At 70.4% G+C, this 23,240-nt stretch carries 22 protein-coding genes; 13 read left to right on the forward strand and 9 right to left on the reverse strand.

The window, feature by feature from the left end; translation table 11 throughout:
- The first annotated feature begins 249 nt into the window (after nucleotides 1-249).
- The gene (trxB, locus tag AC4GY7_RS10145; RefSeq protein WP_491113460.1) at nucleotides 250-1,218 is read left to right on the forward strand and encodes a thioredoxin-disulfide reductase; all 969 of its coding nucleotides are present in this window, start codon (nucleotides 250-252) and stop codon (nucleotides 1,216-1,218) included.
- 175 nt (nucleotides 1,219-1,393) lie between these two features.
- Here the strand turns inward: trxB and AC4GY7_RS10150 are convergent, their stop codons facing one another.
- From AC4GY7_RS10150 to AC4GY7_RS10160, 3 genes are read right to left on the reverse strand one after another with little or no spacing between them, the layout of a single operon-like run.
- Nucleotides 1,394-2,158, reverse strand: coding sequence for a hydrolase 1, exosortase A system-associated (locus AC4GY7_RS10150; RefSeq protein WP_491113462.1), 765 nt, complete (start codon nucleotides 2,156-2,158; stop codon nucleotides 1,394-1,396).
- On the reverse strand, nucleotides 2,146-2,820 hold the full coding sequence (locus AC4GY7_RS10155) for a hypothetical protein (RefSeq protein ID WP_491113464.1): 675 nt from the start codon (nucleotides 2,818-2,820) through the stop codon (nucleotides 2,146-2,148). Before AC4GY7_RS10155 ends, AC4GY7_RS10150 begins: the two co-directional genes overlap by 13 nt.
- Nucleotides 2,821-2,832: 12 nt before the next feature.
- The gene (locus AC4GY7_RS10160; RefSeq protein WP_491113758.1) at nucleotides 2,833-3,105 is read right to left on the reverse strand and encodes an acyl carrier protein; all 273 of its coding nucleotides are present in this window, start codon (nucleotides 3,103-3,105) and stop codon (nucleotides 2,833-2,835) included.
- An 82-nt stretch (nucleotides 3,106-3,187) separates the two neighbouring features.
- Between AC4GY7_RS10160 and AC4GY7_RS10165 the strand changes: the two genes are divergently transcribed.
- Nucleotides 3,188-4,684, forward strand: a complete 1,497-nt coding sequence (locus tag AC4GY7_RS10165; RefSeq protein WP_491113466.1) for an AMP-binding protein — start codon at nucleotides 3,188-3,190, stop codon at nucleotides 4,682-4,684.
- Nucleotides 4,681-5,895 (forward strand): pyridoxal-dependent decarboxylase, exosortase A system-associated, encoded by a 1,215-nt coding sequence (locus AC4GY7_RS10170; RefSeq protein WP_491113468.1) that lies wholly within the window; start codon nucleotides 4,681-4,683, stop codon nucleotides 5,893-5,895. The genes AC4GY7_RS10165 and AC4GY7_RS10170 overlap by 4 nt, the downstream gene beginning before the upstream one ends.
- Here AC4GY7_RS10170 and AC4GY7_RS10175 read toward each other — a convergent pair.
- Nucleotides 5,892-6,320, reverse strand: coding sequence for a DUF4879 domain-containing protein (locus AC4GY7_RS10175; protein ID WP_491113470.1), 429 nt, complete (start codon nucleotides 6,318-6,320; stop codon nucleotides 5,892-5,894). The genes AC4GY7_RS10170 and AC4GY7_RS10175 overlap by 4 nt on opposite strands.
- 129 nt (nucleotides 6,321-6,449) lie before the next feature.
- On the opposite strand from AC4GY7_RS10175, the gene AC4GY7_RS10180 reads away from it, so the two are divergent.
- The 10 genes from AC4GY7_RS10180 to AC4GY7_RS10225 all read left to right on the forward strand — a co-directional run bounded on the left by AC4GY7_RS10180 (nucleotide 6,450) and on the right by AC4GY7_RS10225 (nucleotide 19,175).
- Nucleotides 6,450-7,094 carry an XrtA/PEP-CTERM system exopolysaccharide export protein gene (locus tag AC4GY7_RS10180; protein WP_491113472.1) on the forward strand — a complete coding sequence of 215 codons (645 nt, stop codon included), beginning with the start codon at nucleotides 6,450-6,452 and terminating at the stop codon, nucleotides 7,092-7,094.
- A gap of 121 nt (nucleotides 7,095-7,215) precedes the next feature.
- Nucleotides 7,216-8,727: an XrtA system polysaccharide chain length determinant gene (locus AC4GY7_RS10185; protein WP_491113474.1), complete on the forward strand. Its 1,512-nt coding sequence runs from the start codon at nucleotides 7,216-7,218 to the stop codon at nucleotides 8,725-8,727.
- Between the two features lie 17 nt (nucleotides 8,728-8,744).
- Complete coding sequence (locus AC4GY7_RS10190) at nucleotides 8,745-9,746, forward strand: AAA family ATPase (protein ID WP_491113476.1); 1,002 nt, start codon at nucleotides 8,745-8,747, stop codon at nucleotides 9,744-9,746.
- Entirely contained in the window at nucleotides 9,743-11,347 is a 1,605-nt protein-coding gene (locus AC4GY7_RS10195; protein WP_491113478.1) for a hypothetical protein, read from the forward strand. The genes AC4GY7_RS10190 and AC4GY7_RS10195 overlap by 4 nt, the downstream gene beginning before the upstream one ends.
- A gap of 10 nt (nucleotides 11,348-11,357) precedes the next feature.
- On the forward strand, nucleotides 11,358-12,749 hold the full coding sequence (locus AC4GY7_RS10200) for an ExeA family protein (RefSeq protein WP_491113480.1): 1,392 nt from the start codon (nucleotides 11,358-11,360) through the stop codon (nucleotides 12,747-12,749).
- Nucleotides 12,739-13,593, forward strand: a complete 855-nt coding sequence (locus tag AC4GY7_RS10205; protein ID WP_491113482.1) for an XrtA system polysaccharide deacetylase — start codon at nucleotides 12,739-12,741, stop codon at nucleotides 13,591-13,593. Before AC4GY7_RS10200 ends, AC4GY7_RS10205 begins: the two co-directional genes overlap by 11 nt.
- Nucleotides 13,590-14,636, forward strand: coding sequence for a FemAB family XrtA/PEP-CTERM system-associated protein (locus AC4GY7_RS10210; protein ID WP_491113484.1), 1,047 nt, complete (start codon nucleotides 13,590-13,592; stop codon nucleotides 14,634-14,636). Before AC4GY7_RS10205 ends, AC4GY7_RS10210 begins: the two co-directional genes overlap by 4 nt.
- A complete protein-coding gene (locus AC4GY7_RS10215) occupies nucleotides 14,636-15,793 on the forward strand; it encodes a TIGR03087 family PEP-CTERM/XrtA system glycosyltransferase (RefSeq protein ID WP_491113486.1) in 1,158 nt (385 codons plus the stop codon). Before AC4GY7_RS10210 ends, AC4GY7_RS10215 begins: the two co-directional genes overlap by 1 nt.
- Entirely contained in the window at nucleotides 15,790-17,289 is a 1,500-nt protein-coding gene (gene xrtA / locus AC4GY7_RS10220; protein WP_491113487.1) for an exosortase A, read from the forward strand. The genes AC4GY7_RS10215 and xrtA overlap by 4 nt, the downstream gene beginning before the upstream one ends.
- Nucleotides 17,289-19,175 carry an XrtA/PEP-CTERM system amidotransferase gene (locus AC4GY7_RS10225; protein WP_491113489.1) on the forward strand — a complete coding sequence of 629 codons (1,887 nt, stop codon included), beginning with the start codon at nucleotides 17,289-17,291 and terminating at the stop codon, nucleotides 19,173-19,175. Before xrtA ends, AC4GY7_RS10225 begins: the two co-directional genes overlap by 1 nt.
- 8 nt (nucleotides 19,176-19,183) lie before the next feature.
- Here the strand turns inward: AC4GY7_RS10225 and AC4GY7_RS10230 are convergent, their stop codons facing one another.
- The 5 genes from AC4GY7_RS10230 to AC4GY7_RS10250 all read right to left on the reverse strand — a co-directional run bounded on the left by AC4GY7_RS10230 (nucleotide 19,184) and on the right by AC4GY7_RS10250 (nucleotide 23,225).
- The gene (locus AC4GY7_RS10230; protein WP_491113491.1) at nucleotides 19,184-19,369 is read right to left on the reverse strand and encodes a hypothetical protein; all 186 of its coding nucleotides are present in this window, start codon (nucleotides 19,367-19,369) and stop codon (nucleotides 19,184-19,186) included.
- A complete protein-coding gene (locus AC4GY7_RS10235) occupies nucleotides 19,369-19,794 on the reverse strand; it encodes an MAPEG family protein (protein WP_491113492.1) in 426 nt (141 codons plus the stop codon). Before AC4GY7_RS10235 ends, AC4GY7_RS10230 begins: the two co-directional genes overlap by 1 nt.
- Nucleotides 19,795-19,797: 3 nt before the next feature.
- Nucleotides 19,798-20,370 (reverse strand): NMCC_0638 family (lipo)protein, encoded by a 573-nt coding sequence (locus AC4GY7_RS10240; RefSeq protein ID WP_491113494.1) that lies wholly within the window; start codon nucleotides 20,368-20,370, stop codon nucleotides 19,798-19,800.
- 414 nt (nucleotides 20,371-20,784) lie between these two features.
- Complete coding sequence (locus tag AC4GY7_RS10245; protein ID WP_491113496.1) at nucleotides 20,785-21,867, reverse strand: 1,9-bis(guanidino)-5-aza-nonane synthase; 1,083 nt, start codon at nucleotides 21,865-21,867, stop codon at nucleotides 20,785-20,787.
- Nucleotides 21,868-21,986: 119 nt separating this feature from the next.
- Complete coding sequence (locus AC4GY7_RS10250) at nucleotides 21,987-23,225, reverse strand: type III PLP-dependent enzyme (protein ID WP_491113498.1); 1,239 nt, start codon at nucleotides 23,223-23,225, stop codon at nucleotides 21,987-21,989.
- Nucleotides 23,226-23,240 lie beyond the last annotated feature (15 nt).

Here is a 23,240-nt window from a genome sequence, read left to right on the forward strand (position 1 = left end):
ATGCAAGCCGCAACCGTACTGATTCGCGGGCGCGGAAGTTGGCGAAGTTTACGGCACGTGTGCGTCAAAATCGCCTTCCGCACGTCGCCGCGCGCGGTGGCGGCGGTAACGGCGGACGGATGGGTCATGGCGCGATGCTAGCGAGGTTTGGGCGTGTAGGACAGCCATGGCGCTCCCCGGTTCAAATCCGGTGGCGGATCACCTAAGTGAGGGGTCGAATCCCCTTCCATCCGACAGGCACCCGTTCCGATGACCACCCATTCCACGCGCATGTTGATCCTCGGTTCGGGGCCTGCGGGGCTGTCGGCCGCCATCTATGGCGCGCGGGCGGGGATGGCGCCGATCGTGGTGCAGGGCATCCAGCCGGGCGGGCAGCTGACGACGACGACGGATGTCGAAAATTATCCCGGCTTTGCGGACGTGATCCAGGGGCCGTGGCTGATGGAGCAGATGCAGAAGCAGGCCGAGCATGTCGGCACGCGGCTGATGTGGGATACGATCGTAGAGGTCGACCTGTCCAGCCGTCCGTTCCGCCTGATCGGCGATGGCGGCGACGTGTACGAGGGCGAGGTGCTGGTGATCGCGACCGGCGCGCAGGCCAAGTGGCTGGGCATCGAGAGCGAAGAGGCGATGAAGGGCAAGGGCGTCAGCGCCTGCGCGACCTGCGACGGTTTCTTCTACCGCGGCAAGAAGGTGGCGGTGATCGGCGGCGGCAACACCGCGGTGGAGGAGGCGCTGTACCTCACCAACCACAGCGACGACGTGACGCTGATCCACCGCCGCGACAGCTTGCGCGCCGAGCGCATCCTACAGGAGCGGCTGCACGCGCATCCCAACATCACCGTGCTGTGGAACAAGGAAGTGCGGGAGTTCGTCGACGGCGGCGGCAATGCCGGCCTTGTCGCGCTGACGCTGGAGGATACGGTGACCGGCGAGCATTCGCGGCTGGACGTCGAGGGCGGCTTCGTCGCGATCGGGCATCATCCGGCGACCGAGCTGTTCCGCGGCCATCTCGCGCTCGACGACGATGGCTATATCGCGGTGGAGACCGGATCGACGCGCACCAGCGTGCCGGGCGTGTTCGCCTGCGGCGACGTGGCGGACAAGGTGTACCGGCAGGCGGTGACCGCCGCGGGCACCGGCTGTATGGCGGCGCTGGACGCCGAGCGCTTCCTGGCGGCGGCGGAATTTGCGGAGCTGGCGGAAGCGGCGGAGTAGGGGGGCTCACCCTTTGCCCTTCCGCCGCCTCCTCGCTTTTCCGCGGGAGAGGCGTGACATGAGGCTGATCCAAGTCGTCATTGCGAGCGGAGCGAAGCAATCCAGGGTGTCATGGCCCGGCTCTGGATTGCTTCGCTGCGCTCGCAATGACGGGTGAGGCGGACGGTATTCCGCGCTAGGCCCGCTCCAGTGTCGCGAGGACCATCTCCCAAAGCTGCCCCTGATCCTCCGCCGGCGCGAAGCTGTGCGAGGATGTATCGATGCGGTGCGCGGGCAGGTGCGGGGCGGCGGCGGCATAGGCCTGGGCGGTGCCGTCGCCGGTGGCGAGGACGACCTCGGCCGATCGTCCCCAGCCCTCGATCGCGCCGACGATCCGGGTGGCGAGCGGCTGCCGGCGGGTGTCGGCAGCCTTGCGCAGGCCCCTGATGGCCTTGACGATATTGATTCGCCCGCCGAGCAGGCGGCGCCATGCCGCGGGGTCGGTCAGCCGCGCGCGATAGGTGGCGCGGATCGCCGCCGCGGGGGGCAGGTCGTCGTAGGTTTCGAGCGTCCAGGGGTTGGCGAGCAGCAGGCGGTCGACGTTCGCCGCGCCGCCGAACAGCGCGAGCGTGCTCGCCGCGTCGCAATTGCCGAAGCCGACGATGGTGGTGAGGTGCGGCATCGCCGCGCGGAAGGCGGCGGCGGCGGCGGCGAGGTCGGGCGCCGCCGAGAGGTAGGCGCGGTTTTCGCCGGTCGAATCGCCAATGCCCCGGCGGTCGTAGCGGAATACGGGGTAGCCGTGGGCTGCGACATAAGCGGCGAGCAGCGCCATGCCGCGGTGCGCGCCGCAGCGGATCTCGTTGCCGCCGGAGACGATCAGCAGGCCGGTGGTGCCGGGTGCCCCGTCGAGCGTGCCGACCAGGCTCTCGCCGGCGCAGGGGAAGGCGATCAGGCTTCGCATGCGGCGAGCCATTGCGCGATGTCGTCGGCAAGCGTGTCGGCGAGGGCAGGGTCGTCGCCGGGTTCCGATCGGCGCCACAGCGGCACGTCGCCGGGCGGGGCGGGAACGATGCGGCGCGGCACGTCGGGCCGGTCGCAGGGGGCCGCATCGGCGAGCGAGGACAGGAGCTCCGCCGACAGGGCGTTGCCGGCGATGGTGGCGCCCCGCAGCATCGCATTGCGGGTCGCGACATGGCCCGATGCGCGCCAGATGCGGTGCAGGCCGCGCAGCAGCGATTCGCCGTCCTGCGGGGCGAGGTGCCAGCGGCCGGCGAAGGGCGCGGCCGCGTCGAGCAGCGCGCCGCTGCGGATGGCGAGCGCGTAGGGCGTGCGGCCGGTGGCGCGCTGCCGGCAGGCCACGGCTTCGATCGCCGCGGCCATGCGGGGCAGCGTGCAGTCGGCGAGCGGCACCAGGCTGTCGCCCTGGCCGGGAACGTCGGGCAGCAGGCTGGCGATGCCGCGGTCGGCGAGGCGGCGGAGCAGGCCGACCGTGAAGGTGCGGGTGCGGTTCGCCTCCTCGAACAGCGGCAGCGTCGCGACCAGCACCGGGCCGGTATCGGGGCCGAAGCGCAGCATCGCCTCGCGGCCGCCATTCCAGTCGTAATGATCGATGCGCAGCCCCATGGGGGCGAAAGATTAGACCAGCGCCTTGCCCGCGGCAAATTCGGTCAGCGCACCGAAGGTCTCGAGCATGTCGCCATCCACCTCGTCATCCTCGATCAGGATGCCGAGCCGATCCTCGATCTCGGTCAGGACGCCCGCCACCGCCATCGAATCGAGTTCGGGCAGCGCGCCGAACAGCGGCGTGGTGGCGGTGAAGCCGGCGACCCGATCCGCGGAGAGGCCGAGGACATCGGCCAGCACGGCGCGCACGGTCGTTTCGACGGAGGAATAGCCTTCGGGAAGCACAGCGTCGCCCTGATCGGTTGCGGTACCCACGCGTTAGAGGCTGGGGCTGCATTCGGCAACGCCCCCGCGCTATGAGGGCGTCATGGCCACGCCCGATCCCGAACCCCGTCCGCTCGATCACCTGCTGCGCGGGCAGCCGGATGCGCCGGCGCTGATCGAGCGGACGGGCAGCTGGACCTACGCCGAGGTCGAGGCAATGGTGGCGAGCGTCGCCGGCTGGCTGGCGGCGCGGCGGCTGGAAGCGGGCGCGCGGGTGGCGACATGGCTGCCCAAGACCCTGCTCGCCTGCGTGATGCCGCTGGCGGCGGCGCGGGCAGGGCTGGTGCATGTGCCGGTGAATCCGGCGCTGCGGCGCGCGCAGGTGGCGCATATCCTGGCGGACAGCGGCGCGGCGCTGCTGGTGACGCAGGCCGCGCGGGCGGAGACGCTGGCGGCCGGGGACGTGCCGGCGGAGTGCGGGGTCGTAGACGAGCGCGAGGTGCCGCTGGATCGCGCCGGGCCGGGGCGGTCCGCGCACGATCCCGCCGCGCTGGCGGCGATCCTCTATACCTCGGGGTCGACGGGACGGCCCAAGGGGGTGATGCTGAGCCATGCCAATCTGTGGCTGGGGGCGGTATCGGTGTCGCATTACCTGGCCATCGCGCCGGACGATCGCGTGCTCGCCGTGCTGCCGCTGTCGTTCGACTATGGGCAGAACCAGCTGCTTTCCAGCTGGTATGCGGGTGCCGCGGTCGCGCCGCTCGACTATCTGACGGCGCGCGACGTGGTGAAGGCGGTGGAGCGCGTCGCCGCGACGACGCTGGCCGGGGTGCCGCCGCTGTGGGTGCAATTGCTCGATGCGGACTGGCCGGCGGAGACGGCCGCCCGGCTGAGGCGGCTGACCAATTCGGGCGGCGCCCTGACCGAGCGGCTGGTGCGGAAATTGCGAAGCCGCTTTCCGCAGGCGGAGCTGGTCGCGATGTACGGGCTGACGGAGGCGTTTCGCTCGACGTGGCTCGATCCGGCGCTGATCGATTCTCACCCCGATGCGATGGGCCGCGCGATTCCCTTCGCCGAGGTGATGGCGGTGACGCCGGACGGCGGCCGGGCGGTGGCGGTGCCGGGCGAACTGGTGCATGCCGGGCCGCTGGTCGCGCAAGGCTATTGGCGCGATCCGGAACGGACCGCCGCCCGCTTTCGTCCGGCGCCCGCCTGGGCCAGCAGCGGCGGCATGGCGGTGTGGTCCGGCGACACGGTGGTGGAGGGCGAGGACGGCCTGTTCCGCTTCGTCGGCCGCGACGACGAGATGATAAAAAGCGCGGGCAACCGGATCAGCCCGGCGGAAGTGGAGGAAGGGGTGCTGGCAGGCGACGAGGCGCGCGAGGCGGTGGCGGTCGGCGTGCCCGACCCGCGACTGGGACAGGGAATCGCGGTGATGCTGGCGGGCGATCCGGCGGGAGAGGCGGCGCTGCGGGCGCGGCTGCGCACCCTGTTGCCGAGCTTCATGCAGCCCGCCCGCTACGTGTGGCGCGAGGAATTGCCGCGCAACGCCAACGGCAAGCTGGATCGCGCGGCGATCCGGCAGGCGCTGCTCGCATGAAGCCGATGGGACCCCTGCCGCCTGAGTTCGCGAGCCAATCGGGCGTGCTGACGATCGCCGGCGTGGCCGCTGCGGACTGGGCGGCGCAAACGCCGGCCTTCGTCTACGACATGGGGATCGTCGCGGCGCGCATCGCGCGGTTCCGGGCGGCGTTCGCGGGCGTCGACCTGCATTATGCGATCAAGGCCAATCCGCTGCCCGCGCTGCTCGACCGCATCGCGCCGCTGGTCGACGGGCTGGATGTCGCATCGGGCGGCGAACTGGAAACGGCGCTGGCGGTGAAGCCTGCATCGGCGATCAGCTTCGCCGGGCCGGGCAAGCGCGATGCCGAGCTGATCGGCGCGATCCGCAGCGGCGCGACGATCAACCTCGAATCGGAGGGCGAGGCGGAGCGGGCGCTGCGGCTGGGCGAGGAATTGGGTGTGGCGCCGCGACTGGCGGTGCGCGTCAATCCGGACGTGGAATTGCGCGGATCGGGGATGAAGATGGGCGGGCGGGCGTCGCCCTTCGGCGTCGATGCGGCACGGGCGGCGGCGCTGGTCCGGCGGATCGTCGACGCCGGTGCCGACTGGCGCGGCTTTCACATCTATGCCGGCAGCCAGGCGCTGGATGCCGGCGCGATCGTTGACACGCAAACGGCGACGATCGCGCTCGCCGCCCATCTGGCGGATGAGGCAGGGGCCGCGCCGCCGCTGGTCAATCTGGGCGGCGGCTTCGGCGTGCCCTATTTCGCCGGCGACACGCCGCTGGACGTGGAGCGGGTCGGCGTCGCGCTGGCGGAGGCGCTCGCACGCCGGCCGACGGCGCTGGCCGGGGCGCGGTTCGCGATCGAACTGGGGCGCTGGCTGGTGGCGGAGGCGGGCGTCTATCTGACCCGGATCGTCGACCGCAAGGAGAGCCTGGGCGAGACGTTCCTGGTGACCGACGGCGGGCTGAACCACCAGCTGGCGGCGTCCGGCAATTTCGGAACGGTGGTGCGGCGGAATTACCCGCTGGCGTTGGCGCATGCCGTCGGCGGCGCGGCGGAGGAGACGGTGTCGGTGGTCGGGCCGTTATGCACGCCGCTCGACCGGCTGGGGGATCGTATCGCCCTGCCGCGGGCGGAGGTGGGCGATGTGGTCGCGGTGTTCCTGGCGGGGGCGTACGGCGCGACGGCAAGCCCGGCGGCGTTCCTGGGCCATCCGCCCGCGAGCGAGGTGGTGGCGGGTTAGCGCAGGACAAGCTCCGCCGAGAGGTTCGCCGCGGGCAGGTTCGCCGACTGATCCTGTACCGCGACGATCGTGTCGGGGGCCAGCGCGCCCAAATGGTAGGTGATTTCGACCCCCGTCGTGCTCTCGCCCGACCGGCAGGCGCCCGGCGTCACCGCCGCGCCGCATAGCGGGCGGGTGGTCGAGGGAGGGTTGGCGACGGCGCCGTTCAGCCGCAGCACGCGGGCGCGGCCGATGCCGGTTTCGCGCACGATCAGCGTGACCGGGCCGGCGTGGCGCTTCACCGTCGCCTGCTGATCGGGAGCGATGCGTTCGGCCTGACTGGCCGAGGTGACGGCGACGATCCGGAGGTCGGTGAGCGGCGGCGCGGATTGCGCCTGCGCCGGTGCGCAGACCAGGGCGAAGGGGAGGGCGGCGTAGCGGATCATCCGCGCAGCCTAGGCGCAAGCCACGGCGTTCCCAAGCGTTCCTAACGCTATCTTCACCTCTATCCGCCCATAGCCCGCTGGAAGCCCGTGCCGCGTTCGAGGATGCGCCGGGCGGCCAGGAGAAGTCGCATGCGTTCCGGTGTTTCCGTCCGTGTCCTGCTCGCCGCCGGTGCCGCGGCCTCGGCGCTCGGCGGTTGTTCGAGTGGCGGGGGCCGCCCCGAACTGCCGCCCGCGACCTATGTCGCGAGCAAGGAACAGCCGGGCGAGGAATATGTCATCGGGCCGCTGGACCAGCTCAACGTCTTCGTCTGGCGCAATCCCGAACTGTCGGCGAAGGTGCAGGTGCGCCCCGACGGCCGCATCACCACGCCGCTGATCAACGACATGCCCGCCGTCGGCAAGACCCCGTCGATGCTGGCCGCCGACATGAAGCAGGCGCTGGGCCAATATGTGAAGGACCCGATCGTCTCGGTCATCGTCGAGAATTTTTCAGGCACCTACAGCCAGCAGGTGCGGATCATCGGCGCGACGGAAAAGCCGGCGTCGATTCCCTATCGCGCCAACATGACGCTGCTCGATGCGATGATCGCGGTCGGCGGGCTGAACCAATATGCCGCGGGCAACAAGGCCAAGCTGGTGCGCCACGACCGGGAGACGGGCGAGCAGCACGAATACAAGCTGCAGATCGCCGACCTTTTGAAGAAGGGCGATTCGAGCGCCAACGTCAGCCTGCAGCCGGGCGACGTCATCATCATCCCCGAATCGATGTTCTGAGGGTGAGCATGACCTACCCTCCGTTTGCCCTGAGCCTGTCGAAGGGCATGAGTCTCACCGTGCTTCGACAGGCTCAGCACGAACGGAGGGGCCTGACCCCCCTCCATAAGCGGGTGACCGCATGACCGGCATCTACGACGAGGCGCGCCTGGCGCTGCATGCGATCTGGACGCGGCGGTGGCTGGCGCTGGCCGTCGCCTGGGGCGTGTGCGTGCTCGGCTGGTTCGTGGTGAGCCAGATGCCGAGCCGCTACGAATCGCGGGCGCGCGTGTTCGTGCAGATGCAGTCGATCCTGCCGGCGTCGATGGATGCGCCGGCGCAGACCCAGCAGAAGGACGTGGACACGATCCGGCAGACGCTGGTGAGCGCGGTCAACCTCGAAAAGGTGGTGCGCGGCACCGACCTTGCGCAGACCGTGTCGAGCGACCGCGACGTCGCCGATCGCGTTGCCGGCCTCGCCACCGCGATCAAGGTGGAAAGCCAGCAGGACAATCTGTTCCAGATCACCACCACGGCATCCTCGCCCAAACTGGCGCGCGCGATCACCCAGAAGCTGATCGACATCTTCGTCGAACAGAATCTGGGCCGCGACCGTACCCAGACGACGCAGAGCCTCGACTTCCTCAACAAGCAGCTCGACCAGTTGCAGAAGCAGCTGGCGGACGCCGATGCCAAAAGATCGGATTTCCAGACGCGCTACCTCGGCTCGCTGCCCGGCACGGGTTCGGTCGGCGACCGGATCGGCGCGGCGCGCAGCCAGATGGCGCAGGTCGACGGCGATCTCGCCGCCGCGCAATCCAGCCTCGCCGCGGTGCAGGGGCAGATGGCCGGCACTGCCGCCACGATCCCCGGCGCGGGCGGCGTCGCCGCGGGGCCGGCGCGCGCGGCGCTGAACGCCATCCAGGGCCAGCTCGCCGATGCGCGCGCGCGGGGCTATACCGAACAGCATCCCGATGTGATCGCGTTGAAGCGGCAGCTTGCCTCGGCGCAGGCGGCAGCGCGCGGCGAACCGCTGGGTGGCGGCAGTGCGGGGACACCCAATCCGCTCTATCTGTCCTTGCAGTCGATGGTCGCCGACAAGCAATCGGCGGTGGCCGCGCTCAAGATGCGCAAGGCGCAGCTGCAAGGCGACCTCGACCAGCTGAATGCGAAGCTGTCGGGCGATCCCGAAGTCGCCGCGGAGCAGGGCCAGATCGACCGCGACTATCAGGTGCTGAAGGACCAGTACGACCAGCTCTTGACCCAGCGCCAGCAGATCGCGCTGCGCGGCCAGGCGCAGACGCAGACCGACAACGTCAAATTCTCCGTCATCGACCCACCGACGATGCCGCGCGCGCCGACCGCGCCCAACCGCATGCTGCTGCTGACCGGGGTGCTGATCGTCGGGCTGGGGGTGGGGATCGGTGCCGCGTTCGCGCTCGGCCAGCTGCGCGCGACCTTCGCTACCGGGCCGCGGCTGGAGAAGGCGACCGGCATGCCGGTGATCGGCTCGATCGGCGAGGTGGTGACGCGGTTGCAGGCCGACAGCCGTGCCAAGCGGCTGAAGCTGTTCCTGGGCGGCACCGCCGGGCTCGTCGCGGCCTATGTGCTGCTGCTCGGGGTCGAGGTGCTCCAGCGCGGCATGGCGGCGTGAGGGCGGGGGAAGACGCGATGATGCACAAGCCGATCCGCCGTGAATCGCTGCTCGAACGCGCGGCGAGGACCTATGACTTCGGGGCGGAGCTGCGGCCGCGCGCGCCGTTGCCGCCGGTGGCCGAGCCGGTCGTGCAGCGGGTGCCGGTGCAGGAGCCGGAGGCGGTGCCCGCCCCAGCGGCGCCCGAGCTCGACCCGACCTTCCTCGCGATCCCGCCCGAATTGCGCGCGCCGATCGGGCAGGAGCTGCCGGCGTCCTTCTACGAGGCGCCCGAGCTCAGTGATATCGCGGCGATCGACCGCGGCATGCTGGCCGAGGCGGGGATGATCGTGCCGGGCGCGCCGGTCGGGCCGCTCGCCGAGGAATTCCGCCTCATCAAGCGCCAGCTGCTCATCACCCGCGAACGCGTGGCGCAGGCCGGGGATCGCGAGAAGGCGCGCACCGCCCTCGTCTGTTCGGCGCGGCCGGGTGACGGCAAGACGTTCTGTGCGGTCAATCTGGCGTTGTCGATGGCAGCCGAGCGCGACACCGAGGTGCTGCTGGTCGACGCCGATTTCGCCAAGCCCGACGTGCTGGCGCAACTGGGGCTTGCCGAACAGCCGGGGTTCCTCGATGCGCTGGCGGACGGCCGGATCGACGTGGAGACGCTGGTGATCCGTACCGATGTCGGCGGCCTGTCGATCCTGCCCGCCGGCACGAAGACGGCGACGGATACCGAATTGCTCGCCTCCGCCCGGACCCGCGCGGTGCTGGCGCGGCTGCTGGAAGCCAATCCGCGGCGCATCGTGATCTTCGATTCGCCGCCCGCGCTTGCCGCGTCGCCGGCGGCGGTGCTGGCGATGCTGGTCGGGCAGGTGATGCTGGTGGTCCGCGCCGATCATACGCCGGAAAGCGAATTGCGCGAGGCGGTGCAGCGGCTGGACGGCTGCGATGAGATCGCGCTGGTGCTGAATGCCGTGTCGTTCGTGCCGGGGGGGCACCGCTACGGCACCTATTACGGACAGGAGGGGGGGCAGTGATCCGGGTCTTGGCGACGGGGGCGGCGCTGGGCGCGCTGACGATCGGCACGGCGGCGGGCGCGCAGAGCCGGCAGGTGTCGGCGACCCCGTATATCGAGCTGGGGCAGGTGCTGGACGCCGACCTCAACACTGGGGATGTGCTGACCTATTCCTCGGTCGCGGTCGGGATCGACGTGGCGGCGAGCACGGCGCGGGTGAACGGCCAGCTTTCCTATCGCTACGAGCGCCGGATCGCCTGGGACGACCGGATCGGCGACAATGACGTGCATTACGGCCTGGCCCGCGTGTCGGCGCAGGTCGCGCGCGGACTGACGCTGGAGGCGGGCGGCATCGCGACGCGGGCGCGCGCCGATATCCGCGGGGCGGCGCCGGGCCTTGCCGAAGGCGATGTCGACAACATCAGCCAGGTCTATGCCGTCTATGCCGGGCCGAGCTATGCGACGCATGCCGGTCCGGTGGCGATCGCCGCCAGCTATCGCGCGGGCTATACCAAGGTGCAGAGCCCCGGCTTCACGGCGGTGCCGGCGGGGCAGCCGCGGCTCGATTATTACGACGATTCGTTCGGGCAGGCCGCCGGCGTCAGCGCGGGCGTGCAGCCGGGGCAGGTGCTGCCGATCGGCCTGACCGGCAGCGCCGGCTGGGAACGCGAGGATGCCGGCCAGCTCGACGGCCGCTACGATGCGTGGCGAGTGCGCGGCGACGTGCTGGCGCCGGTGTCACCCTATGTCGCGCTGACCGGCGGCGTCGGCTACGAACGGATCGAGACGAGCAGCCGATCGGCCCTGCTGACCACCGCCGGCGCGCCGGTGGTGGATGGCGACGGCCGCTTCGTGACCGACGCGAATTCGCCGCGCCGCATCGCCTATCGCACCGATGGCGTCTATTACGATGCCGGCGTCGTGTGGCGGCCCAACCGCCGCACCTCGGCGGAGGCGCATGTCGGCAAGCGCTACGGATCGGTGAGCTACACCGGCCTGTTGACCTATCAGGCGTCCGAGCATGTCGGCTTCGGCGCCGACGTCTACGACAGCGTCACCACCTTTGGCCGGCAGCTGCGCACCGGCCTCGAGCAGCTGCCGACGAGCTTCATCGCGGCGCGCGATGCGTTCACCCAGCAATATAACGGCTGCATCTTTTCGACGCAGGGCGCGACGCCGGGCGGCTGCCTGAACGACGTGTTCCAGTCGATCTCGACCGCCAGCTATCGCGCGCGCGGGGCGGATGCGGTGCTGTCGATCACCCGCGGCCGGTCGACCTTCGGCGGCGGCATCGGCTATGCCAACCGCAAGCTGTTCAACCGCGACAGCGTGCCGGGCGTGACGCTGTACGGCGTCGAGGACCAGAGCGCCTATGGCCAGCTGTTCTGGAACCGCACGCTGACGCAGGCCTCGACGATCGATGCCAATCTTCTCGTCAATTACTACGAATCGGGCATCGCCCAGGCGGCGGGCGTGTGGTCGTACGGCGGCACGGCGAGCTACGGCCACAGTTTCGGGCGGATCACCACCTCGGCCAGCGCGGGCGTTTACGCGTTCGACACCGGTCCTGTGGATACCACCTGGTCGGCGCAGGCGCTGCTCGCCGCGCGCTACTCGTTCTAAGGGCTCAAGGATGTACGACGCGCATTTCGGTCTGAGCGGCCGCCCCTTCCAGCTGACGCCCGATGCGCGCTTCTGGTACGAGACGGCGACGCACCGCAAGGCGATGGCCTATCTCGGCTATGGGCTGGCGCAGGGCGAGGGCTTCGTGGTCGTCACCGGCGATATCGGCGCGGGCAAGACGACGCTGGTCGGGCACCTGACCGGCATGATCGATCCCGCCGCCCTGAACGTCATCACCATCGTGTCGACCGCCATTCCCGCCGACGACCTGTTGCGCATCGTCGCGACCGGCCTGGGCGTCGACCCGCACGGCCTCGCCAAGGCGCAGCTGCTGACCGCGATCGAGCGCGGCCTGCATGCGGTGGCGCGGTCGGGGCGGCGGACGCTGCTGATCGTCGACGAGGCGCAGGCGCTGCCGGTCGATGCGCTGGAAGAGCTGCGCATGCTCTCCAACTTCCAGGCGGGGGGCCATGCGCTGCTGCAGATCCTGCTGCTCGGCCAGCCCGAGTTCCGCGAGCGGCTGCACGGATCCGACCGGCTGGAGCAATTGCGCCAGCGGGTGATCGCGATCCACCATCTCGACCCGATGGAGCCGCACGAGGTCGCCGATTACATCGCGCACCGCCTGTCGGTGGTCGGCTGGCAGGGGCAGCCGGACTTTGCCGACGATGCGTTCGAGGCGATGTATCGCGGCTCTGGCGGCGTGCCGCGGCGGCTCAACCAGCTGGCCGGGCGGGTGATGCTGCATGCCGCGATCGAGGATCTGGCGCTGATCGACGGCCGGGTGGTGCGGCAGGTGCTGCGCGACCTGCATGCCGACCTGCCGATGCTGGGTGAGGGGGATCGCACGGAGCCGCAGCCGGCACCGGCGCCGATGGAGCAGGCGCCCGAGCCGGTGGAGGATACGCCGATCGCCGAGGCGGTCGAGACGCCCGCGCCGGTTGTGCTGCACGAGGTGCCGCGGATGGAGCCCGAGCCTACCGAGCCGCTGCCGCCGGTGCACGAGCAGGTCGTCGCCCTGCCGACCCGCCCGGTGCGCAGCTTCATCCCGCGCACGCCGCAATGGCTGGAGACGGCGAGCGAGCCGCAACCGATCGCGGCCGAACCCGACGTCGAGGCGGCGGAGCCCGAACCCGTCATCGCCGAGGTGCCGCCCGAGGCTGCGCCCGAACCGGTCGCCGATGTCGCGGCGCCGGTCGAGGCGCGGATCGCGGCGTTGGAGACGCGCATCGCCGAACAAGAGGCGGCGCTGCGTCGGGTACTGACGCTGCTTGTCGACTGGGTCGAGGCGGATCGCAGCGAAGCCGCAGCCGCTGCCGCCGCGGTGGTCGCCGGTGCGACCGAGATCCGTCAGGACCACGTACCGATCCGCGCTCCTGCCGCGTGGGATCATGCCGCCTGATCGCGTGCTCAACGGCCTGTCGGTCGATGTCGAGGAATGGTTCCAGGTCGGCGCCTTCGAACGCACGATCGCACGCGATGCGTGGGATGGCATCGCCAGCCGTGTCGAGGCGAATACCGGCGCGGTGCTCGACCTGTTCGCCGAGAGCGGCGTCACGGCGACCTTCTTTACCCTGGGCTGGGTGGCGGAGCGGCACCCGCGGCTGATTCGCCGCATCGTCGCGGGCGGCCATGAGATCGCGAGCCACGGCTGGGACCATCGGCGCGTGTTCACCATGGATGCGGCCGCGTTCCGCGCCGACCTCGCCCGCGCCCGCGCGGCGCTGGAGGATGCGGGCGGCCAGGCGGTGATCGGCTATCGGGCGCCGAGTTTCTCGATCGACGCGCGCAACCCCTGGGCATTCGATGTGCTCGCCGAGGCGGGCTATGCCTATTCGTCCAGCGTCGCGCCCGTGGTGCACGATCATTACGGCTGGCGCGATGCGCCGCGCTATGCCTTCCGCCCGGTGAAGGATGCCGCGCTGATCGAGCTGCCGGTGACGGTGGCGCGGATCGCGGGGCGGCATTGGGCGACCGGCGGCGGCTTCTTCCGCCTGCTGCCTGCCGCCATCACCGATTTCGCGGTGCGGCAGGTCAATCGCGACGGGCATGGCGGCATCTTCTATTTCCACCCGTGGGAGGTCGATCCCGGCCAGCCGCGCGTCGCGCAGGCGCCGCTGCGGTCGCGGGTGCGGCATTACAGCCGGCTGGGCGCGATGGCGGGCAAGCTGCGCGGGCTGATCGGGCGGCATGACTGGGGGCGCGTCGATGCGGTGGTGGCGCGCGAGGCGGCGCGGCTGCGATGACGATGGCGCTGCTGGAGCGGCCGCTGGCCGTGCGCGAGGCGGACCTGTCCGATGCGGGGGAGGGCGCGCGCATCGATGCCTTCGTACACACCGCCGCCGGAGCGACGCCGTTCCATTTGCCGGCCTGGAGCCGGGCGGTCGCGCGCGGCTGCGGCCAGCGGGCGCGCTATCTCGTCGCCGAGGATGCGGCGGGCCGGATCGCCGGCGTCCTGCCGCTGACCGAGATGCGTTCGGCGCTGTTCGGCAAGGCGCTGGTCTCGACCGGGTTCGGCGTCGATGGCGGGGTGCTGGGCGAGGGCGTCGAGTCGCTCGCCGGCGCGGCCTGGGCGCTGGCGCAGCGGCTGGGCTGTCCCGGCGTCGAATTGCGCGGCGGGCCGGCACCGGCGGGGTGGGAGACGGACGATAGCGCCTATCTCGGCTTCGCGCGCGATCTGGCGGCGGACGAGGCGGCGGAGCTGCTCGCCATTCCGCGCAAGCAGCGCGCCGAGGTGCGGCGGGCGCTGGCGCTCGACCTGACCGTGGAGACGGGCGGCGCGGCGCTGCTCGGCGATCATTACCGCGTCTATGCCGAATCGGTGCGCAACCTCGGCACGCCGGTGTTTCCGGCGCGGCTGTTCCGCAGCGTCATGGATGCGATGGATGCCGACGTGCTGACCGTCCGGCATCGGGGGCGGGCGGTGGCGAGCGTGCTCAGCCTGTATTTCCGCGGCACGGTCTATCCCTATTGGGGCGGCGGCACGGCGGCGGCGCGGGCGCTGCGCGCCAACGACCGGATGTATTTCGCGCTGATGGAGCATGCCCGGCGGCGTGGCTGCACCCGGTTCGACTTCGGCCGGTCGAAGACCGGCACCGGCGCGGCGGCGTTCAAGAAGAACTGGGGGTTCGCGCCCGTCCCGCGCAGCTACGCACGACATAGCGAAGGCGCGGCGCGGGAGGTCAATCCGCTCAACCCCAAATATGCGCTGATGGTGCGCAGCTGGCAGCGGCTGCCGCTGCCGGTCGCCAATGCGATCGGACCCTGGATCGCGCGCGGCCTGGGGTGATGGAGCTGCTGTTCCTCGCTCATCGCGCGCCGTTTCCGCCCGATCGCGGCGACAAGATCCGCAGCTATCACGTCCTGCGCTACCTCAAGGCGCGGGCGCGGGTGCACCTGCTGGCGTTCGGCGAGACCGAGGCGGATTTCGACGTGCCGGCCGACATCGCCGCCGGGCTGGCCGGGTTCGCGCTGCTGCGGCGGAGCAAGCCGCAGGCGCTCGCCGCGGTACAGGCGCTGGCGACGGGTTTGCCGGTGTCGCTGACCGCCTTTGCCGCGCCGGCGATGGCGCACGCGGTGGCGGCGCGGCGATGGGATGCGGTCTACTGCTTTTCGGGGCAGATGGCGCAATATCTGCCCGCGGACGTGCCGGCGGTGATGGACTTCGTCGACGTCGATTCGGCCAAGTTCGCGGCCTTCGCCGATCGGGGTTCGCCACCGGTGCGCTGGATGATGCGCCGCGAGGCGCGGCTGCTCGGCGCGTTCGAGCGGCAGGTGGCAGGCCGCGCGGCGGCGAGCCTGTTCGTCAGCGAGGCGGAGGCGGCGCTGTTTCGAAGCGGTGGCGGCACCGGCCGGATCGCGGCGGTGGAGAACGGCATCGATGCCGCGACCTTCGACCCGCGCCGGGTCGCAGGTCGGCCCGCCAGGGGGCCGCTCGTCGTCTTCACCGGGCAGATGGATTATCGCCCCAATGTGGAGGCGGTGACCCGCTTCGCGGCGGAGGTGCTGCCGCGGCTGCGCGCGACGCGCGACGTGCGCTTCGCGATCGTCGGCCGGGCGCCGACCGCGGCGGTGCAGGCGCTGGCGAGCGATGCGGTGATCGTCACCGGCGCGGTGGAGGATGTGCGGCCGTGGCTGGCGGCGGCCGATGTGTGCGTCGCGCCGCTGTCGCTCGCCCGCGGCATCCAGAACAAGGTGCTGGAAGCGATGGCGATGGCGCGGCCGGTGGTCGCCTCCTCGGCCGCGGCGGAGGGGATCGATCATGCCGGCACGCTGCGCGTCGCCGACGGTGCGGCGGATCAGGCGCAGGCGATCGCCGCGCTGCTCGACGATCCGGCGGCGGCCCGCGGGCTGGGTGAGGCCGCCCGCGCGCGGGTGCTGGCGCGCTACGACTGGCAGGCGCGATTGGCACCGCTCGATGCATTTGTCGGGCTGGACGCGGCATGAGCGCGCCGTGGCGCCGGCATGGCATCGCGCTGGCGGTGGCCAGCATTGCGATCCTGCTGCTGCTTCGCGCCGACGTGGTGCAGCTCGTCACGATCTGGTGGACCAGCACGACCTTCGGCCATTGCCTGTTCATCGGTCCGGTGATCGCCTGGCTGGTGTGGCAGCGCCGGCGTGAACTCGCCGGGCTGACGCCGGTCGCGTGGTGGCCGGGGCTGGCGCTGGTCGCCGTGGGCAGCCTCGGCTGGCTGATGGGCGATGCGGGATCGGTCAGCTTCGCGCGGCAATTGGGGCTCGTGGTGATGCTGCAGGGCGCAGTGGTGACGCTGCTCGGCGCGCAGGTGGCGCGCGGGCTGCTGTTCCCGCTGGGCTATGCCCTGTTCCTGGTGCCGTTCGGCGAGGCACTGGAGCCGCCGTTGCAGGCGGTGACGGTGCGCATGGTGATGCCGCTGCTCCACCTGGCGGGCGTGCCCGCGCAATCGAACGGCGTCATCATCCACGCCGGCCGCTATTGGTTCGAGGTGGCGGAGGCGTGTTCCGGCGCCAAGTTCGTCATCGCGATGCTGGCGTTCGGGGTGCTGGTGGCGGCGACCTGTTTCGTGTCGTGGCGGCGGCGGGCGGGCTTCATGGTCGCGGCGCTGGTGGTGCCGGTGATCGCCAACGGCCTGCGCGCCTTCGCCACCATCTATGCCGCCAACCTCACCAGCGTCGAGGCGGCGACCGGGTTCGACCATATCGTCTATGGCTGGGTGTTCTTCGGGCTGGTGATGGCGGCGGTGCTGGCGGCGGGCTGGCGCTGGTTCGACCGCGCGCCCGACGCCCCCGCCTTCGACCCCGTGCGGCTGCCACCGGTCGGACCGGGCATCATCGCGCTGCCGATCGCGGTGCTGCTGACGATCGCGGTCGCCGGCACCGGCCCGGTGTGGAGCGCCGTGATCGCCCGGCGCGGCGGCGCCTTGCCCGCGCAGATCGCGTTGCCGCAGATGGCGGGCTGGCGGCGCGTGCCGCTCAGCACCGTTGCGCCGTGGCAGCCTTATTACCCCGGCGCCGATCACCAGCTGTTCGGCCGCTATGCGCGGGGCGGCGCGACGGTCGACCTGGCAATCGCGGTGTTCGGGTCGCAGGGCGAGGGGCACAAGATCGGCGCCTTCGGCACCGGCGTCATCCGCGAGGAGGATCGCTGGGTGCGGATCGCGGACGGCGAACCGATCGCCGGCGGCGGCGTGCTGCGCATGACCGCGCCCGGATCGGCGGGACGGGCGGTGGAGCGGATCGTCGCGACATGGTACGTCGCCGGCGACAGGGTGACGGCGGACGAGCGCGTGGTGAAGATCGAGACGATGAAGGCGAAGCTGCTGGGCGGACCGCAGCGGGCGGTGGCGATTCACCTGTCGGCAGAGGTCGTGCCGGGCGGTGACGCGCGCGCCGCCATCGCCGCCTTCGCGCAGGCGCTGGGGCCTATGGGACAAGTGGGCGACGCGGCCGCGGGCGCGCGCTGATGTGCGGCATCGCCGGGATCTTCCATCCCGCCACGCCCAAGCCGGTCGACCCATCCCGCATCGCCGCGATGATCGCCGCACAGGCGCATCGCGGGCCGGACGGGGAGGGGATCTGGACCGCGCCGGGCGTCGGCCTGGGCCACCGCCGCCTGTCGATCATCGACCTCGCCGGCTCGGCGCAGCCGATGCGATCGGGCGCGCTGACCGTCACCTATAATGGTGAAATCTACAATTTCGCCGAACTGCGCGCCGAACTCGAGCTGAAGGGCGCCCGCTTCGCCACCGAGGGCGATACCGAGGTGCTGCTGCACGGCTGGCGTGCCTGGGGGACGGGGCTGCTCGACCGGCTCAACGGCATGTTCGCCTTTGCCCTGCACGATGCCGATGCCGGCGCGCTCGTGCTGGCGCGCGACCGGCTGGGGGTGAAGCCGCTGCATTATGTCGAGCTGTCCGACGGCAGCCTCGCCTTCGCTTCCGAGCTGAAGGGGCTGCTGGCCCATCCGTTGCTGCGCCGGGTGCCGGACGTGACGGCGGTGGAGGATTTCCTGGCCTATGGCTATGTTCCCGACGATGTCTGCCTGGTGGCGGGGGTGCGCAAGCTTGCCGCCGGCCATTGCCTGATCGTGCGGCGCGGCCATGGCGTGCCGCGCCCGCAGCGCTGGTGGGACGTCAGCTTCGCGGATCGCGCGAGCGGATCGGCGCATGCGCTGGGCGAGGAATTGCTGGCGCGGATGCGCGAGGGCGTGCGCAGCCGCATGGTCGCCGACGTGCCGCTCGGCGCTTTCCTGTCGGGCGGGGTGGACAGTTCGGCGGTGGTCGCGCTGATGGCGGAGGCGAGCAAGGCGGCGGTCCGCACCTGCACGATCGGCTTCGACGAGGCGGGGCATGACGAGCGCGACCATGCCGCCGCCGTCGCCCGCCGCTTCGCCACCGATCATCAGGCGCAGGTGGTGCGGCCGGACGATTTCGCGCTGATCGACACCTTGGTCCGCCATTTCGACGAGCCGTTCGCGGATGGCAGCGCGCTCGCCACCTACCAGGTCGCGGCGCTGGCGCGGCAGCGCGTCACGGTCGCGCTGTCCGGCGACGGCGCGGACGAAGCGCTGGCCGGCTATCGCCGCTATCGGTTCCAGGCCGCGGAGGAGCGGGTGCGCGGGCTGCTACCCGCCGACTGGCGCGCGGCGGCGTTCGGGACGCTCGGCCGCTGGTATCCCAAGGCCGATTGGGCGCCGCGCCCGCTGCGCGCCAAGGCGACGTTGCTCGCGCTGGGCAGCGACGGCGACGAGGCCTATGCGCGCAGCGTCGGCGTGACGCCGCCGGAATGGCGGATGCGCCTGCTGAGCGCGGCGGCGCGGCGTGCGCTCGGCGGGCATCGGGCCGAGGACCGGTATGTCGCCGCGATGCGGGCGGCGCCGGCGCGCGACGCGATCGACCGTGCGCAATATGCCGACCTCAAGATCTGGCTGCCCGGCGATATCCTGACCAAGGTCGACCGGACCAGCATGGCGGTCGGCCTGGAGGCGCGCGAGCCGCTGCTCGACCATCGGCTGGTGGAATTCTGCGCGCGGCTGCCCGCACGGATGCGGCTGCGGCATGGCACCGGCAAATGGCTGATGAAGCGCAGCCTGGAACGCCACCTGCCGCGCGAGATCCTTTACCGGCCCAAGATGGGGTTCGTGACGCCGATCAGCGACTGGTTTCGTGGACCGCTGGCGGGCGAGGCGGAGGCCCTGTCCCGGTCGCGGACGCTGGCGGACAGCGGCTGGCTCGACATGGCCACCGTCGCGCGGATCGCGGACGAGCATCGCAGCGGCCGCAGTGACCACGGCCGGACTCTGTGGCAGCTGCTGATGCTGGAGCGGAGCGCCAGGCGGCTGTTCGGCTAGGCGGCGGTCTACCGCAGCTTGGCGATCGACAGGCCGTCGGCCTTGGCGCGATTCTTGGTCGATTCCTCGCTGCGCTTCAGCGCCTTGGCAATCGCCTTCAGCGCCATGCCCTTTTTGGCGAGGGTGTGCAGCTTCTGGATCTCGTCGGCGGTCCAGGGCTGACGGTGGCGTTCGAACGCGTCCCCCTTGGCCATCAGAACACCGCCATGGATGCATGCAGGGTGAGCGCGGCGAGCGCGAGCGAGGACGCGAGGAACAGCATGAAGCGGGGCAATACCCGATTGACCGTCGCCTGCACCAGCGAATGCGCGACGCGCAGCACGACATACACCCAGGCGATCGCCGCGTTGACGCCATTGCCGGTGCCGCTGAGCGCGATCACCGTGCAGATCGCATAGAAGAGCGTCGGCTGTTCGACGAGATGGTTGTAGTTGTGCGCCTTCCACTGCACCTGCGGCGGCAGTGCGCGGTCGGCATCGGCGGCCTTCGATCCGACAAGGCTGCGGATATCGGCGCCCGCGGCCTTCATCGCGGGCAGCCGCGTCGCCACCGTCCAGACGAGCATGACGAGCGTCCAGGCGACCAGCGCCGCCATCGGTCGCAGGATATCGGCGTGCATGATCTATCCCCCTGCCTTGATCTGGTGCACGAAGCGAAGTTCGGTTCCCGTCTCGCCCTTGGCGCGGCGGTCGGGGTCGGTGATATGCTGGTCGATGACCATCAGCTGTTCGCCGGTTCCGCCCGGCAGTGCGCGAAATTCGCTGGCGGCGTGGACGTGGACGGGGCCGAGATCGACATCCTGGGGCGGCTGTGGCGTGAAGCCGGCATGCGTCGCCTTGAATGCGTCGAGCGTGGCACGATAAGGGGCAAGATCGGGTGTGCCGCTGCCGATGCCCGCTCGTACCGAACAGGCGTGATAGGGCGGCAGTTCGAGGAACACCGAGTAGGTACGCTCCCCGTCCTTCAACTGCCAGCCGCGGCCCGGATCGTCGCGCAGCGTCACCTTGACCTGCTCGGGCGTCAGCGGCGTCGCGCCCTTCTTTGCCATCAACGCATCGACCTGCGCGTCGATCGGAAACGTCTGGAGGCAGATTTCGTCGTACAGCGCGACCATGCGTGTCAGATCGGCTGCGGCGGGTGGCGGGACGGACGTGGGCGCGGCTTGCAGCAGCAGCGCGGCGATCAGGATCGGCATCGACTCTTTCCCCCAAAAGAGATGGCGGAGCGAGTGTGGCGCGTTCTCGATGCGAGGTCAAAGCCTGCGCGGGGGCGATCGTCCCGCGGGAAGGCGACTAAAGGGGCAGCTGCGGGCGTTGTGCTGCCGGGCGGCCCCCCCGTCACGGCTGTGACGCGCCCCCCGTGGGCGGGCATAGCCATCGCATCTGAGCTGTCTGGTCCGCGGTGGTGTTCTTCAATCCTCCGTCGTGCCGGGCTTGGTCCGGCATCCACCGTGCCGCCCATCAATACGCTATCGATGTGTGGCACGGTGGACCCCGGACCAAGTCCGGGGTGACGAAGGATACTGGGAGGGCATGGCCCTTCACCCGAAGCCAGCAGCCTTCCCGGCCATATGCGATGACCCCCCCCCGTGCCGGGGAGGATGTGACGCTTACTTGTCGAACAGCTTGGCCCAGCGGTGGACCGGGCGGTCCTTCCACAGGCCGCGGTGGTAGGCGTCGGACGCCAGCAGCGGCATGACCGAGCCCGCTTCCGCGAACACCATCTGCTCGATGCCGGTGTTGACCTTGCCCCAGCTCGCCGCCTCCTGCAGCGTCGAGGAGGAGCAGGCGCCGTCGCGCACGTCGGCGACGGTGATCTGCACCGCATATTTGTGGACCTGCACGTCGTCGTGACCGAGGATCTCGGCGCAGACGACGGTGTCCTGGATGAAGTTCTTCGGCACGCCGCCGCCGATCATGAGGAGGCCGGTGACGCCCGCCTCGATCTTGATCTGCGTCAGTTCGCGGAAGTCGGCGACCGCGTCGATCATCAGGTACGGGCGGCCCGCCTTGGCGGCATCGACCTGATGCTTGACGAGGCCGAAGCCCGCCGAGGAATCGACGAACGCCGGGCAGAAGATCGGCACGTCATGCTCGTAGGCGAGCTTGACGAGGCTGTTCTCCTTCTTGCCGTGCTCGACCAGGTACTTGCCCATCTCGCGGATGAATTCGCGGCTGGAATAGGCGCGCGGCTCCAGGCTCTCGGCGATCTCGAAGATCGTGTGGTCGACGTTCTGGAGCGCTTCCTCGTCGATGTACGTGTCGTAGATGCGGTCGATGTAGAGCGAGCGCAGCGTGTCGTCGTCGGGGATTTCCAGCGCCTGGAAATGCTTGTGGCCGAGCCCTTCGAAGAAATCCATGTCGACGATCGACGCGCCGGTGGCGACGATGCCGTCGACCATGTTGTTGCGCACCAGCTCGGCATAGAGGTCCATGCAGCCGCCGGCCGAGGTCGATCCGGCGATGACGAGGAAGATCGAGCAATCCTTGTCGGCCAGCATCTGGTTGTAGATGCCGGTCGCGCGGCCGAGATCGCGGCTGGTGAAGCTCATGTCCGCCATCGCCTCGACGATCGGGCGCGCGTCGAAGCTCTTGATGTCGATGTGCTTGACCTGCTTGCTGAGCAGCTCGGCCTTGCGGGTGTCGTTGATCGGCGCGTTCGCGCCGGCGGTCTTGGTGAGGGTGTCGGTCATGGTTCGCCTTTGGCTATCCAGAACCCGTCGTCGTTCATCATTGGGGACGCGGAAACCCAGGGGCCGCTCCTCCCGCGCAAGGGCGGGAGGAGGGAAGACGGTGGACTATAGCTCGGGCGTTACAGCTTGACGACGTTGGTCGTGCGCCGCTCGCCTTCGGCCTCGTCGCGCAGGTAGACGGACAGCATCGCCTCGTCCGTGGCGATGACGGTCTCGCTGACGCCGAAGCCGTTGAACTGCGTGCGCATCGCCGAGCCATAGGCGCCGAGCATGCCGATCTCGATATAGTCGCCGGTGTTGGTGTCCGCGGGCAGCGGGAACGGGCCGGCCATGTAATCAAGGTCGTCGCAGGTCGGACCCCAGAAGGCGAAGTCCATGTCGCGCGCGTCCGATTGCGGCTCGCGCAGCAGCTGGACCGGGTACTTCCAGCCGATATGCGCCGCATCGAACAACGTGCCGTAGGCGCCGTCGTTGATGTAGAGTTCGGTGCCGCGGCGGCGCTCGACGCGCACCACGACCGAGGCATATTCGGCACACAGCGCCCGGCCCGGTTCCGCCCACAGTTCGGCCGAATAGCTGATCGGCAGGCTCTCGAACGCGCGATGGATCGTCTCGAAATAGCGCTCCAGCGGCGGCGGGGTCATGCCGGGATAGGCCGAGGGGAAACCGCCGCCGACATCGATGACGTCCACGGTCACCGCCGCCTCGACGATCGCCGCGCGCACCCGCTCCATGGCGTTGGCATAGGCATCCGGCGACATCGTCTGGCTGCCGACGTGGAAGCAGATGCCGAGCGCGTCCGCCACCTGGCGGGTCGCGATCAGCAGGTCCTTCGCCTCGGCCTGGCCGACGCCGAACTTCGAGCCGAGGCTGAGCTTGGCATATTCGGACGACACGCGCAGCCGCACGCACAGCGTCAGGTCGGTCGCGCCATCGGTGGCACGCACGATCTTCGCCAGCTCCTCGAGGCTGTCGAGCGAGAAGGTCTTCACGCCATGGACGAAATACGCCTCGGCGATCGCCTCTTCCGACTTCACCGGGTGCATGAAGCAGCAGGTGGCGTCGGGCAGCGTCGCCTTGACCAGGCGCACCTCCGCGATCGACGCGGTGTCGTAATGGGTGATGCCGTTGTCCCAGAGGATCTGGAGCAACGCCGCGCTCGGGTTCGCCTTCACCGCGTACATCGAGCGGCCCGGAAACTCCTGAACAAAAAATCGGGCAGCCCGTGCCGCGGCGTGCGGACGGACGAGCGTCACCGGATCGACCGGGCGGCTCTGGGCGATGTCGATGCCTCCGGCAACGGGTGCGGAAGCGGTCGAACGGGGCGCTAGCCCCAGCGCGCTATCGTGCTTGGCCAATTCAAGGGACCTCCA

Source organism: Sphingomonas sp. SP5 (assembly GCF_058313455.1).